Below are 12,625 nucleotides of genomic sequence, written 5' to 3'. Positions count from 1 at the left end.
GACCAGCCTAGTCGCCGCGCCACAGCGGGCGTCTGCGCGGCGCCACCGCGCATAACTCAGGCAGACACGGCCTTCGTCGACCGAGAAGGACCCGGTGGACGCGTTCTGCCTGAATTGTGCGCACGCGGGCCGCGCCTCGCACGCGGGCCGCGCCTCGGCCGCCGCGCGCCATGGGCGACCGCTACCGTGGAGCGGTGAAGGAGCGCCGACCCGGACTTGATCCCGCCGTCGCCGAGGTGCGGCTCGCGGTACGGGGCATGCTCGACGGGCTGCCCGACGCCGCGACGGTGATCGTGGCGCTGTCGGGCGGCGCCGACTCCCTGGCCCTCGCCGCCGCGGTGGCGTTCGAGGCGCCCAAGCGGGGCATCCGCGCCCTGTCGGTGACCGTCGATCACGGATTGCAGCCCGGATCGGGCGATGTCGCTGCCGGGGCCGCCGCCGCCGCGACCGCACTGGGGCTCGACGCGCGGGTCGTCCGCGTCGACGTCGGGACGGACGGCGGGCCTGAGGCCGCCGCTCGTGACGCACGGTACGCCGCGCTCCGGGACGCCGCCCGGGAAGCGGGCGCCGCGGCGATCCTCACCGCGCACACCCTCGACGATCAGGCCGAGACCGTGCTGCTCGGTCTGGCGCGAGGCGCCGGTGCCGCAAGCCTGCAAGGGATGGCGGAGAGCGCCGAGCTCGAGGGCCTGCGCCTCCTGCGACCCCTCCTGTCCGTGCGGCGGAGCACGACGCGCGCGGCCTGCGAGGCGCAGAGCCTGCAGCCATGGGACGACCCGCACAACGTCGACACCCGCTTCGCGCGCGTGCGCGTGCGCGAGCGGGTGCTGCCGGTGCTCGAGGCCGAGCTCGGCCCCGGCATCGCCGAGGCGCTCGCCCGCACCGCCGCGCAGCTGCGCGAAGACGCCGAGGCGTTCGACGAGATGATCGACGAGACGATCGAGGACATCGTCGAGCACGCCGAGGCCGGGATCTCCATCTCCGTCGCCGCGCTCGCCGCCAATCCCGCAGCGTTGCGGCACCGCATCATCCGGCACGTGGTGGCGAGCGAGTTCCACGAGAGCCTCACGCGCACCCAGACGCTGGAGGTCGCCCGGCTGGTGACGGACTGGTCGGGGCAGGGCCCGATCGACCTGCCCGGATGCCGCGCCCGCCGGGTGGGCGGCCGCATCGAGATCGCGGCGCGCTGACCCGCCGCGCGGTGCCTTCGCCCCGACGCCGGCGACGTCGACCGCCGACATGGGGAAATGTCCCCTCCTGCCGCATCGGCGGGTCTCGCTAGGGTGAGGCCAGACATGAGCGACATCGAGTTCGACGATTCCGATTTCACCGCGGCGGTCTCGCACCTGCGGCAGGCTGGTGACGCCGCGGTCGAGTCGTTCTGCCCGGCCTTCGGCGTGCTGGGCTCCTCCGTCGTCGAATCGGCGCTGAACCGGGTCGACGGTGTGGTCAAGAGCGCCATGACCGCCCTTGCCGGCGTGGGCGACGAGCTGGCCACCGACACCGCGACGGTGCACTCCGAGCTGCGCCGCACCGACGCGCAGCTGGCCGGAGCGCCGCAATGAGCCTGCCGGGTCTCGCCGCCGACCCGGGCGAGGGCAGCGTCGAAGGCATCCGGAGCATCGCCGGCCTCTTCCGTGCCCGCGCGACCGCCGAACGCGACCGCGGCGCGGATACGCGTTCGGCGCTGACGGCGCTGTCGCCTGTCGTGGCGGTGAGCGTCGATGCGCTGCGTCCGCGCATGACCGTGCTCGCCGACCGCTTCGCCGCGGTGGCGGATGCCGCAGACGCGGCGGCCGGAATCCTCGACGAGTACGCCACCGCAGTCGCCGACATCCGAGCACGCGCGGCGAGCGCGCTCGCGACCGCACAGGCGGACTTCGACATGATCGGCACCCGGCGGGAGGCGGCACTCAATGCGGCATCCGAGTTCGTCGTGGGGTGGGCGCTGGACTGGGACGACGTGCTGCCCTCGTGGATGTACCTCGACGACAGCAGCCACTTGACCCGGTGGCAGGCCGCCATCGACGACTACCGCGACTCGCGTGCCCGCTACAACGCGCTGCGCGACGAGAGGGAGCGGCTGGACCGTGACACGGCCGATCGCCTCGCCGGCATCCCGCTCGTCGCGACGATCACCCACGACGGCATCGTGAGCGCCGCCGGGGTCACCGCGGCCACGGCGCTGTGGGCGGAAGACACCGACGAGGTCACCGCGGACCAGATCGCCGCGCTCGGCGACCCCGTCCTCATCCGGCAGGTGTGGGACAGCCTCGACCGGTCGCAGCGCGACGCACTCATCGAGTCCTCGCCCATGACAATCGGCAACCTCGATGGCATCCCGATCGCGGACCGCGTGACGGCGAACCGCATCAACATCCGCCGCGAGATCGCCGCGCGCCGAGCTGAGATCGAGCGGCTCGAGCAGCTCCGCGACGACGCCGTGGACGCGGCCTACTACGGCGACGACGGCGTCGAGGCCGAATACGACGAACTGATCGCCGAGCAGCAGCGCCTCATCGACTACTACGACGGACTGTTGACGCAGGAGGTCCGCTGGACCGACCAGTCCGGCGCCTCTCGCACCGACTCGGGCGCACGCGTGGTCGTCTTCGACCCCTCGCGGCAGGCCATCGCCACGTATCACGGCCCGATCGACCCCGACACCGGCGACATCCCATCGTGGGTGCGATCGGTGGCCATCTCGGTGCCGGGTACGGGATCGAACATGACCGACTTCGGCGACAGCCGCGCGGCCGACCTCTACCAGGCGGCAGGCCCCGACACGGCGGTGTTCCAGTGGGCAGGCGGGGTGTTCCCGCAGAGCATCCCGGAGGCCATGAACGCGTCGTACTCGCACGACCTGGCCCCGCGGCTGCGCGACTTCGCCGCGGGCATCGCGATCCCGACGAGTGCTTCGCTCACCGTGCTGGGTCACAGCTATGGCGGGGCGACCGTGGGGCTCGCCGAGCAGGCGGGGCTCCGGGCCGACCGGGTGCTGTACGTCGCGGCGGCCGGCATGGGCGACGGCGTTTCGGGCCTGGACGACTTCCCGCACACCTCGAACGTGCCGCATTACGCGATGATGAGTCGGAACGACCTCGTGGTCGGACTGATCCAGGGCAGGGAGGGCGATGTGCACGCGCTGCACGGACAGTCGACCCTCACCGCCGACGGCGTCACGCGTCTCGAGACGGGAATGATCGACGGCGCGGACCTGGACAGCACCGACATCGAGGACTACAACGTGCCCGGCAACGGCTTGCCGTCTGCCGTCGACAGCCACAGCTCGCTCTACACCCCCGGCTCGACGTCGTTCAACAACATGGTCGCCGTCATCACGGGAGGAAGCGCTGAGGTGTACGCCGAGAACGAGACCCTCATCGTCGGAGACCAGGTCATCACGATCGACGGCATCGACCGCGACGACTACGAGCCGACTTACACGGAGGTGAACTGACGGATGCGTCGCATGCTGGTCGCCGCGTTCGCCGTCGTTCTCGCCGTCGCCCTGGGAGGATGCACCATGCAGCCCGCTAGCCGCCTCGACGAGTACCACGCCGAGACCGACCGGATCATGGCGGACGTCATGGCGCTGGTCCCCGCCGACCTCATCTCCGACGTCGGCTTCTCGGAGTCCGAGCCCCGCTTCGGACCGACCGAGTCGACCGCCTCGCCGTCGGACGCCGCGTGGTGGCAGGCGTTGGAGAGCCTGAACCTGGTCGACCAGCCGGATGCCTCGGCGAACGCCGCTGCCGCCGTCTCGGAGGCGCTCGTGGCCGACGGATGGCAGCAGTCCCGCGTGCGCGAGACGCAGGGTGGCGTGCGCATCGCCGACGGCTACCGCACCGAGATGGGCGATGGCGAGTGGTACATCGAGCTGACTTGGGTCAAGACGCAGCCGGAGCGTGCGGAGGTGCTGGAGATCCTCGTGGTCAGCCCGATGACCGTGCGCGGCGACAGCACCGCCTCCAGCTGACCGCCGGCGCGGACGGATTCCAGCGACCCTTCGGCCGCCACGTAGACTCTGACCCATGCGCGCAGCCGACGTTCAGAGCGACATCACCGACGTCCTCGTCACCGAGGAGCAGATCCGGGCCCGGCTCGAGGAAGTGGCCGCTCAGGTCGACGCCGACTACGCCGGCAAGGACCTGCTGCTGGTCGGCGTGCTCAAGGGCGCGGTCATGGTGATGGCCGACTTCTCCCGCGCGCTCAAGGCGGTGGCGCCGATGGACTGGATGGCGGTGTCCTCGTACGGCGCGGGAACCAAGTCCAGCGGTGTCGTCCAGATCCGCAAGGACCTCGACACCGACATCATGGGCAAGCACGTGCTGATCGTCGAGGACATCATCGACTCCGGACTGACGCTGAGCTGGCTGCTGGAGAACTTCGCCGCCCGCGGCGCGGCATCCGTCGAGGTGTTCGCGCTGCTGCGTAAGCCGGAGGCGGCGAAGGTGGAAGTGCGCTGCAAGTACGTCGGCTTCGACATCCCGACGGAGTTCGTCGTCGGGTACGGGCTGGACTACGCCGAGCGCTACCGCAACCTCCGCGACGTCGCCGTCCTCGCGCCGCACGTCTACTCCTGATCCCGCGGACGGGAGTGCGCCGTCGGAATACGCCGTCGGCGAATGCACAGAGCCCTCATAGGCGGCCCGCGATACCCTGAATCCACCCGTCGGCGGTCGTGATCCGGTTCGCCTGACGGCTCTCGACGAAAGGGATCGGGCTCGCGCCCGGGTCATGGACTTCAAGAAGATCACCCGCAACCCGCTGTTCTATGTGCTGCTGATCGGGGTCTTCCTCATCGTGGGGTTCTCGCTCATCTCGAGCCTGAACGGCGCCAAGCAGATCTCCACGCAGGAGGGCCTCGAGCTGCTGGGCGGTGACACCGTCACCGAGGTCGTCAACACCGACGGGGACCAGCGCGTGGACATGACGCTGTCCAAGGCGTACGAGGGCGCCACGGACGTGCAGTTCTACTACGTGACCGCGCGCGCCGACGAGGTCGTCGAGGCGATCAACGCCGCAGACCCCAAGGACGGATTCAACGACGCCGTTCCGCGCGCCACCTGGTTCGACGGGTTCATCTCCCTCCTGCTGCCGATCCTGCTGCTGGGCCTGCTGTTCTGGTTCCTGCTCTCCAGCGCCCAGGGCGGGGGCAGCAAGGTCATGCAGTTCGGCAAGTCCCGCGCGAAGCTCGTCACCAAGGAGATGCCGCAGGTGACGTTCCAGGATGTCGCCGGCGCCGACGAGGCCATCGAAGAGCTCGAGGAGATCAAGGACTTCCTGAAGGACCCCTCGAAGTTCCAGGCGGTCGGCGCCCGCATCCCCAAGGGCGTGCTCCTGTACGGCCCTCCCGGCACCGGGAAGACGCTGCTCGCGCGCGCCGTCGCCGGCGAGGCGGGCGTGCCGTTCTACTCGATCTCCGGCTCGGACTTCGTGGAGATGTTCGTCGGCGTCGGCGCCAGCCGCGTGCGCGACCTCTTCAACCAGGCCAAGGAGAACGCGCCCGCGATCATCTTCATCGACGAGATCGACGCCGTCGGACGCCACCGCGGCGCGGGCCTGGGCGGCGGGCACGACGAGCGCGAGCAGACGCTGAACCAGATGCTCGTCGAGATGGACGGCTTCGACCCCAAGGCCAACGTCATCGTCATCGCCGCGACCAACCGCCCCGACATCCTCGACCCGGCGCTGCTGCGACCCGGCCGCTTCGACCGGCAGATCGGCGTGGACGCGCCCGACCTCAAGGGCCGCCAGAAGATCCTCGAGGTCCACGGTCGGGGCAAGCCCCTCGCGGACGGCGTCGACCTCGAGGTGGTCGCACGCAAGACGCCCGGCTTCACCGGCGCGGACCTCGCGAACGTCCTCAACGAGGCGGCTCTGCTCACCGCGCGCAGCAACGCGCAGCTCATCGACAACCGCGCTCTCGACGAGGCGATCGACCGCGTGATCGCCGGCCCGCAGCGGCGCACGCGCGTGATGAAGGATCGCGAGAAGCTCATCACGGCCTACCACGAGGGCGGCCACGCCCTGGCGGCGGCGGCGATGAACCACACCGACCCGGTGACCAAGGTGACGATCCTCCCGCGCGGCAAGGCGCTGGGCTACACCATGGTGCTGCCGCTGGACGACAAGTACTCCGTCACCCGCAACGAGCTGCAGGACCAGCTGACCTACGCCATGGGCGGCCGCGTCGCCGAGGAGATCGTGTTCCACGACCCGACCACGGGAGCCTCGAACGACATCGAGAAGGCCACGAGCATCGCGCGCAAGATGGTCACCGAGTACGGCATGACGACCGAAGTGGGGCCGGTCAAGCTCGGTCAGAGCTCCGGTGAGGTCTTCATGGGCCGCGACATGGGGCACGGACGCGACTTCAGCGAGCGGATCGCCGAGCGTGTGGACACCCAGGTGCGCGCCCTGATCGAGCAGGCGCACAACGAGGCCTACCAGGTGCTCAACGACAACCGCGAGATCCTGGACAGGCTGGCGCTGGCGCTGCTGGAGAAGGAGACGCTGGACCACCTCGAGCTGGCCGAGATCTTCAAGGACATCAAGAAGCTCCCGCCTCGGCCGCAGTGGCTCTCGAGCGAGCAGCGCCCCGTGTCCACGCTGCCCCCGATCCCCGTGCCGGTCCGCCGCGACGAAGCGGGTCTGGCCGCGAGCGTCGAGGCCGAGCAGCCCGCCGCCGAGAAGGCACCCAAGCGGCGCCCCACCGGGCAGGCGCGTCCCGCGACGGCGTAGGCTCCGCCCGTGGCCGTCGATCGTGAACGCGTCGCGGCGCTCGTCCGCGAGCTGCTCGAGGCGATCGGGGAGGACCCCGAGCGTCCCGGGCTGCGGCTGACCCCGACGCGGGTCGCGGACGCGTATGCCGAGTTCTTCGCCGGCGTGGGCGAGGATGCCGCCGCACCGCTGGCCCACACGATCTCGGTCACGCGCGGCCCCGCACCCGACACGCTCCCGTCGGGGGCGGTCATGCTGCGCGACATCCGCTTCCGGTCCGTGTGCGAGCACCACCTGCTGCCGTTCCGCGGGCGGGCGCACATCGCATACCTGCCGGGTGAGCAGGTGGTCGGGCTCGGCGCGCTGCCCAAGGTCGTCGAGATCCTGTCGTCGAGGCCGCAGGTGCAGGAGCGCCTGGGGGAGCAGATCGCCGACGCGATCGCGGCATCCCTCGACGCCCGCGGGGTGCTGGTGGTCCTGGATGCCACGCACGAGTGCGTCACGATGCGAGGAGGCCGGCAGTCCGACTCCTCGACCGTCACGATCGCGGCGCGCGGGGAACTGGCGGAGCCGGCCGCCCGCGCCGAGCTGATCGCCCTGCTGTCGCACCCCGGGAGCACCGGATGACACGGATCATGGGCATCGTGAACGTCACCCCCGATTCGTTCAGCGACGGCGGACGTTACGCCGATGCCGACGCCGCGATCGCACACGGTCTGCGGCTGCGCGACCAGGGCGCCGACATGATCGACGTCGGCGGCGAGTCCACCCGGCCCGGTGCGGACCGCGTCGACGCGCGTGTCGAGCAGGAGCGGGTGCTCCCCGTGGTGAGTGCGCTCGCCCAGGCGGGGGCTGTCGTGAGCATCGACACGATGAACGCCACCACGGCCGTCGCGGCTGTCGCGGCAGGCGCACGGATCGTGAACGACGTGTCCGGCGGGCTCTCCGACGCCGACATGTTCGACGCCGTGGCCGGAACGGATGCCGACCTCGCGATCGGCCACTGGCGCGGTCACTCCGCCGACATGTACGCACAGGCCGAGTACGGCGACGTGGTCGCCGAGGTGGTCGGCGAGCTCGTGGCGCGGATGGAGGCGGCTGCGGCGGCGGGCATCGCGCCGTCGCGGGTGATCCTCGACCCCGGCATCGGCTTCGGCAAGAGAGGCACGCAGAACTGGGCCACCCTCCGGGGACTGCCGAGACTGGCGGGAGTCGGCCCCCGCGTGCTCGTGGGCACCAGCCGCAAGCGGTTCCTCGCCGAGGCGCTGGCCGACGACCCGTCCACGGTCGACGAGCACCGGCGTGATCTGGCCACGGCCGTGACGAGCGTGCTGGCCGCGCAGGCCGGGGTCTGGGCGGTGCGCGTGCACGATGTCGCCGCCACGCGAGATGCTCTCGTGGTGGCGCGAAGCTGGGAGGGAGACGACCGATGGACTTCGCCGACGAGATCGTCCTGACCGGCGTCCGCGCGTTCGGGCGGCACGGCGTCTACGAGCACGAGCGACGGGAAGGGCAGGAGTTCGTGGTCGACGTGTCGCTCTACCTGAGCACCGCGCGCGCGGCCGCGTCGGACGACGTCGCTCAAACCGTCCACTACGGCGAGGTCGCCGAGCGCGTCGTCGAGATCGTCGGCGGCGAGCCGCTCAACCTCATCGAGACGCTCGCGAGCCGGATCGCCGACGACCTGCTGGCGCGCGACCCCGTGCGGATGGTCGCCGTCACGGTGCACAAGCCGCACGCGCCGATCATGGTCCCCTTCGGCGACGTCGCGGTGACGATCCGTCGCGCGCGGCGTGACGAGCGTGACAGGACGGTGTCATGAGCCGCCGCCTCGCCCAGGGCATCCAGTCGGACGCCCCGCGCCCGTCGCACCCGACGGTGGATGCGGTCGTCGCCCTCGGCGCGAACATCGGCGATCGCGCCGAGACCATGGAAGCCGCGGTCCGTGCACTGGCGCGACTGCCGCTGGTGGACCGCGTGCGCGTCTCCGACCCCGTCGAGACCGTCGCGCTCACGCCGGAAGGCCCCGACCCCTCGGCGCCGCCCTATCTGAACGCCGTCGCCCTCGTGACCACGCGCCTCGCGCCCACCGTGCTGCTGGGCTACCTGCACGCGATCGAGCGGCAGCAGGGCCGCGTCCGGCGTGTGATCCGGTCGGCCCACGACCCGGGCTGGGAGGACCGCACGCTCGATCTGGACCTGATCGCGTACGGCGACCTGCGCAGCGACAGTGCCGAGCTCCTCCTGCCGCATCCGCGCGCGGCTGAGCGCGAGTTCGTCCTGGAACCGTGGCTGTCCCTCGACCCGGATGCCACCCTGCCCGGCGTCGGACGCGTCGACGCGGTGCTCGAGCGGCTGCGAGGAGAGCGATGAGGCGCACCGGGGCGGGGGCCCTGCTTCTGGCAACCATGCTCGGTGTCGCGGCCGGGTTCCTGGTGAACCAGGTGCTCACCTCGAGCGGCCGCCCCACGTTCGCACCCGCAGTGACGCTGCCCATCCTGCTCGTTCTGCTCGGCGCGGTCGTCGTGGTGCTCGCTGTGCCGATCCGGCGGGCGACCCGCGGCACGGGCAACGCGGTCGTCAACCCGTTCCGGGCTGTGCGCATCGCGATGCTGGCGAAGGCGTCGAGCATCGTCGGGGCGGTGATCGGCGGCATGGGCGTCGGCCTCCTCGTCTTCGTGACCACGCGGCCGGTCGTGCCCTCGCTAGGCTCGTTGGCGACGGTCATCGCGACGGCCGTGTGCGGCGCCATCCTGGTCGCCGCGGGACTGGTCGCGGAGCACCTGTGCACGATCCGGAAGGACGACGATGACGAACAGCCCGGAGGCGACGCCTGAGGGGACGGCGGCGACCGCGACCCCCGGTCCGCTGACGCCCGTCGCCTCGGACTCCGCCCCCGCCGCACTGCGGGACGGCGCGACCTACCCGCACCTGGCGGAGCCGCGGTCGGAGAACCGGCTCGTCCTCACCGGCGGCGTCTGGCACCAGATCTCGCCGAAGTACGTGCGGGTGCAGCTGATCTCCAACGGATCCTTCCTGCTGCTGGTCGCGGTCGCGACGATCGTGCTGACGGTGGTCATGCACCAGTGGTGGGCGCTCATCCCGGGCGGCGCGATGACGGTGATCCTCGCGTGGACGCTCGCCATCCTTCCGCGTCAGGCGCGCTCGATCGGCTACCAGCTGCGCGAGGACGACCTCGTGTTCCGCCGCGGCATCCTGTGGCAGCGGTTCGTCGCGGTTCCGTACGGGCGCATGCAGCTGGTCGACATCACGCACGGACCCCTCGACCGCGGGTTCGGCATCGCGCAGCTGAAGTTCGTGACCGCCGCCGCGGCGACAGGCGTCACCATTCCCGGCCTCGAGCAGTCCACGGCCGAGACGCTCCGTGACCACCTCGTCGCTGTGGCCGAGAGCCGGCGCACAGGGCTATGACCTCGTTCGAGGGCACCACCGCTCCACCGCAGGAGCTCGTGCGCTCGCCGCTCAGCGACGGCGAGTGGCACCGGCTGCACCCGCTCACGCCGCTGCTGCGCGGCGGGCTCGTGCTCATCGTCGTGATCGGCATCGTCATCACAAACCTGCGCGACAGGCTGCTGTTCGTCTTCCTGCCCTGGCTCTCGCCCGACATCCGGGACGAGGTGGGCCAGTGGGAGGGCTCGGGCGGCGATCCGATCGACTTCATCGTCGCCAACAACCTGTACGTCGTCGCGGCGCTGGTGGTCCTGGTGGTGCTGATCGTCCTCGTGGCGATCTTCTACCTCTCGTGGCGGTTCCACACGTTCCGGATCACGGGCGACGACGTCGAGGTGCGCAGCGGCATCCTGTTCCGCACCCAGCGCCGGGCGCCGCTGGACCGCGTGCAGGGCGTGAACCTCACCCGACCGATGATCGCTCGGCTGCTGGGCATGGCCAAGCTCGAGGTGGTGGGCGCGGGCACCGATGCCAACGTCAAGCTCGAGTACCTGTCCACGGCCAACGCCGAGGCGGTGCGCGCTGACATCCTGCGGCTGGCCTCGGGGCGGCGACTGGCGGATGCCGCGGCGCGTGGCGAGACGCCCCGTGCGGGCGGTCGCGTGGCAGCGCTCGGACAGACCGTGGGACGCGGGCTCACCGGGATCATCGAAGGCGACGAAGCGCCCGTGCCCGCGCCGGAGTCCGTGGTGCACATCCCGCTGGGGCGGCTCGTGGCATCCCACATCGTCAGCATGTCGACGCTGGCGCTGCTGGCAGCCATCGTCGTGGTGATCGTCGGCGTGGCCCAGGGTGCCGTCTGGATGCTCTTCGCCCTCGTTCCGGCGCTGCTCGGTTTCGGTGCGTACTGGGTGCGCTCCATCGTTCGATCGCTGCGCTACTCGATCGCGCCGACACCGGATGGCGTCCGGATCACCTTCGGCCTGCTCACCACCGTCACCGAGATCGTTCCTCCGGGGCGCGTCCATGCGGTCGAGGTGACCCAGCCGATCCTCTGGCGCCCGGCGGGCTGGTGGATGGTGCGCATCAACCGTCTCACCGGCCGCAGCATGTCCGACACGGCGACCGACCAGTTCACGACCGTGCTGCCGGTCGGCACGGCAGCCGATGTCGAGCGGGTGCTGCGCCTGCTGCAGCCCTCCGTGCCGGACGCGGAGTGGGCCCTCATCGTGCGCGAAGGAATGTCGGGTCCGAGCGAAGAGGACTCGTTCACCAACACGCCGCGGCGCGCGTGGTGGATCCGGCCGCTGTCGTGGAAGCGCAACGGATTCCGTCTCACCGACGATCTGCTGCTGCTGCGCCGAGGCTTGGTCTGGCGCAAGCTCGCGCTCCTGCCGCTCGCCCGCCTGCAGAGCTTCGGCGTGTACCAGGGACCGCTCGATCGCCTTTCCAAGGTGGCGAATGCTCGTGCGCACGTCGTGACCGGACCGGTCTATCCCTACCTCGCGGCCATCGACCGCGACCGCGCGCTGCGCTTGTTCGACGACGTCGCGCGCGGCTCGGTCCGCGCAGCGCTCGACGACCGCTCGCACCGCTGGGCGGAAGACGCGGACGATGAAGCCGGCGCCGACCTCCCCTCCACCCCAGTGGGCGGACCCGACGGCCACGGCGTCAGTGAGCGCGTCCTCGGCGCCGGCGACCAGGCCGGCGCGTCCTCGGCGGACGAGTCCGCGACGGCTGCGACCGAAGATCCGCGACGGTGACACGCGAGGGGCGCCTGGGTATCGGCATCATCGGGGCGGGCCGCGTGGGCCCGGTGGTCGGTGCCGCCCTCGCGGGCGCCGGTCACGCGCTCGTCGGCATCACGGCCGGATCCGATCCCGAACGCGTCGAGGCGATCCTCCCGGGCGTGCCCACGCTCGACGCGACCGAGGTGGTTCGTCGAAGCGAGCTCGTCATCATCGCCGTGCCGGGCGCCCAGCTCGAAGGGCTCGTCAGCGGTCTCGCCGAGGTCGGCGCGTGGCAGCCGGGTCAGCTCGTGCTGCACACCGATCCGTCCTACGGCACCGGCGTCCTCGCTCCCGCCATGGCCCGGGGAGCGATCCCGCTGGCGATCCACCCGGCGATCGCCTTCACGGGCACGTCGATGGACCTGCGTGCACTGAGCAGCTCGTACGCCGCCGTGACGGCACCCGGCCCGGTGCTGCCGATCGCGCAGGCGCTCGCCGTGGAGCTGGGCTGCGAACCGGTCGTCGTCGACGAGGCGGCCCGCCCGGCGTATGCCGAGGCGATCGCCACCGCGCGGGAGTTCTCGCGCTCCATCGTCCAGCAGGCGACCGGTCTGCTCGCTCAGGCCGGCGTGCCGCATCCGGGTGCGTATCTGTCGTCCCTCGTCCACACCACGGTCGATCACGCGCTGACGGAGGCGGGCTCCGGGCCCGGCCCCGACCCGACGGCGACCCTGCCGGAGTGACCTGCGGCGTGCCGG

14 protein-coding genes are annotated in these 12,625 nt (G+C 71.3%); all 14 read left to right on the top strand.

Going from position 1 to position 12,625, the window contains the following annotated elements; translation table 11 throughout:
- The first annotated feature begins 170 nt into the window (after positions 1-170).
- The 14 genes from tilS to AC5RVZ_RS11650 all read left to right on the top strand — a co-directional run bounded on the left by tilS (position 171) and on the right by AC5RVZ_RS11650 (position 12,610).
- Positions 171-1,190 carry a tRNA lysidine(34) synthetase TilS gene (gene tilS, locus AC5RVZ_RS11715; protein ID WP_494065929.1) on the top strand — a complete coding sequence of 340 codons (1,020 nt, stop codon included), beginning with the start codon at positions 171-173 and terminating at the stop codon, positions 1,188-1,190.
- A 105-nt stretch (positions 1,191-1,295) separates the two neighbouring features.
- Positions 1,296-1,565: a hypothetical protein gene (locus tag AC5RVZ_RS11710; protein WP_494065928.1), complete on the top strand. Its 270-nt coding sequence runs from the start codon at positions 1,296-1,298 to the stop codon at positions 1,563-1,565.
- On the top strand, positions 1,562-3,460 hold the full coding sequence (locus AC5RVZ_RS11705) for an alpha/beta hydrolase (protein ID WP_494065927.1): 1,899 nt from the start codon (positions 1,562-1,564) through the stop codon (positions 3,458-3,460). Before AC5RVZ_RS11710 ends, AC5RVZ_RS11705 begins: the two co-directional genes overlap by 4 nt.
- A 12-nt stretch (positions 3,461-3,472) precedes the next feature.
- Entirely contained in the window at positions 3,473-3,979 is a 507-nt protein-coding gene (locus tag AC5RVZ_RS11700) for a hypothetical protein (RefSeq protein ID WP_494065926.1), read from the top strand.
- A 55-nt stretch (positions 3,980-4,034) separates the two neighbouring features.
- Positions 4,035-4,586, top strand: a complete 552-nt coding sequence (gene hpt / locus AC5RVZ_RS11695) for a hypoxanthine phosphoribosyltransferase (protein ID WP_494065925.1) — start codon at positions 4,035-4,037, stop codon at positions 4,584-4,586.
- 154 nt (positions 4,587-4,740) lie between these two features.
- Complete coding sequence (ftsH, locus tag AC5RVZ_RS11690) at positions 4,741-6,747, top strand: ATP-dependent zinc metalloprotease FtsH (protein WP_494065924.1); 2,007 nt, start codon at positions 4,741-4,743, stop codon at positions 6,745-6,747.
- A gap of 9 nt (positions 6,748-6,756) precedes the next feature.
- Entirely contained in the window at positions 6,757-7,353 is a 597-nt protein-coding gene (gene folE, locus AC5RVZ_RS11685; protein WP_494065923.1) for a GTP cyclohydrolase I, read from the top strand.
- Positions 7,350-8,183 carry a dihydropteroate synthase gene (gene folP / locus AC5RVZ_RS11680; RefSeq protein ID WP_494065922.1) on the top strand — a complete coding sequence of 278 codons (834 nt, stop codon included), beginning with the start codon at positions 7,350-7,352 and terminating at the stop codon, positions 8,181-8,183. Before folE ends, folP begins: the two co-directional genes overlap by 4 nt.
- A complete protein-coding gene (folB, locus tag AC5RVZ_RS11675) occupies positions 8,156-8,548 on the top strand; it encodes a dihydroneopterin aldolase (RefSeq protein WP_494065921.1) in 393 nt (130 codons plus the stop codon). Before folP ends, folB begins: the two co-directional genes overlap by 28 nt.
- Positions 8,545-9,099, top strand: coding sequence for a 2-amino-4-hydroxy-6-hydroxymethyldihydropteridine diphosphokinase (gene folK / locus AC5RVZ_RS11670; protein WP_494065920.1), 555 nt, complete (start codon positions 8,545-8,547; stop codon positions 9,097-9,099). Before folB ends, folK begins: the two co-directional genes overlap by 4 nt.
- Positions 9,096-9,563 carry a DUF3180 domain-containing protein gene (locus tag AC5RVZ_RS11665; protein ID WP_494065919.1) on the top strand — a complete coding sequence of 156 codons (468 nt, stop codon included), beginning with the start codon at positions 9,096-9,098 and terminating at the stop codon, positions 9,561-9,563. Before folK ends, AC5RVZ_RS11665 begins: the two co-directional genes overlap by 4 nt.
- Complete coding sequence (locus AC5RVZ_RS11660) at positions 9,535-10,158, top strand: PH domain-containing protein (RefSeq protein WP_494065918.1); 624 nt, start codon at positions 9,535-9,537, stop codon at positions 10,156-10,158. Before AC5RVZ_RS11665 ends, AC5RVZ_RS11660 begins: the two co-directional genes overlap by 29 nt.
- Positions 10,155-11,900: a PH domain-containing protein gene (locus AC5RVZ_RS11655; protein WP_494065917.1), complete on the top strand. Its 1,746-nt coding sequence runs from the start codon at positions 10,155-10,157 to the stop codon at positions 11,898-11,900. Before AC5RVZ_RS11660 ends, AC5RVZ_RS11655 begins: the two co-directional genes overlap by 4 nt.
- A complete protein-coding gene (locus AC5RVZ_RS11650; RefSeq protein WP_494065916.1) occupies positions 11,897-12,610 on the top strand; it encodes a DUF2520 domain-containing protein in 714 nt (237 codons plus the stop codon). Before AC5RVZ_RS11655 ends, AC5RVZ_RS11650 begins: the two co-directional genes overlap by 4 nt.
- The last annotated feature ends 15 nt before the right edge of the window (positions 12,611-12,625 follow it).

The sequence above is a fragment of the Arthrobacter sp. Cza30 genome (assembly GCF_059090765.1).
Note: the sequence above shows the minus strand (reverse complement) of the source record. Positions and strands in the feature narration are given on the sequence as shown.

What these genes read in the sequence shown, in the direction of transcription:
- ftsH (WP_494065924.1), top strand. Translation starts at nt 4,741, where the DNA reads ATGGACTTCAAGAAGATCACCCGCAACCCGCTGTTCTATGTGCTGCTG.
- hpt (WP_494065925.1), top strand. Translation starts at nt 4,035, where the DNA reads ATGCGCGCAGCCGACGTTCAGAGCGACATCACCGACGTCCTCGTCACC.
- AC5RVZ_RS11700 (WP_494065926.1), top strand. Translation starts at nt 3,473, where the DNA reads ATGCTGGTCGCCGCGTTCGCCGTCGTTCTCGCCGTCGCCCTGGGAGGA.
- AC5RVZ_RS11665 (WP_494065919.1), top strand. Translation starts at nt 9,096, where the DNA reads ATGAGGCGCACCGGGGCGGGGGCCCTGCTTCTGGCAACCATGCTCGGT.
- AC5RVZ_RS11705 (WP_494065927.1), top strand. Translation starts at nt 1,562, where the DNA reads ATGAGCCTGCCGGGTCTCGCCGCCGACCCGGGCGAGGGCAGCGTCGAA.
- folB (WP_494065921.1), top strand. Translation starts at nt 8,156, where the DNA reads ATGGACTTCGCCGACGAGATCGTCCTGACCGGCGTCCGCGCGTTCGGG.
- folK (WP_494065920.1), top strand. Translation starts at nt 8,545, where the DNA reads ATGAGCCGCCGCCTCGCCCAGGGCATCCAGTCGGACGCCCCGCGCCCG.
- folP (WP_494065922.1), top strand. Translation starts at nt 7,350, where the DNA reads ATGACACGGATCATGGGCATCGTGAACGTCACCCCCGATTCGTTCAGC.
- AC5RVZ_RS11710 (WP_494065928.1), top strand. Translation starts at nt 1,296, where the DNA reads ATGAGCGACATCGAGTTCGACGATTCCGATTTCACCGCGGCGGTCTCG.
- tilS (WP_494065929.1), top strand. Translation starts at nt 171, where the DNA reads ATGGGCGACCGCTACCGTGGAGCGGTGAAGGAGCGCCGACCCGGACTT.
- AC5RVZ_RS11655 (WP_494065917.1), top strand. Translation starts at nt 10,155, where the DNA reads ATGACCTCGTTCGAGGGCACCACCGCTCCACCGCAGGAGCTCGTGCGC.
- AC5RVZ_RS11660 (WP_494065918.1), top strand. Translation starts at nt 9,535, where the DNA reads ATGACGAACAGCCCGGAGGCGACGCCTGAGGGGACGGCGGCGACCGCG.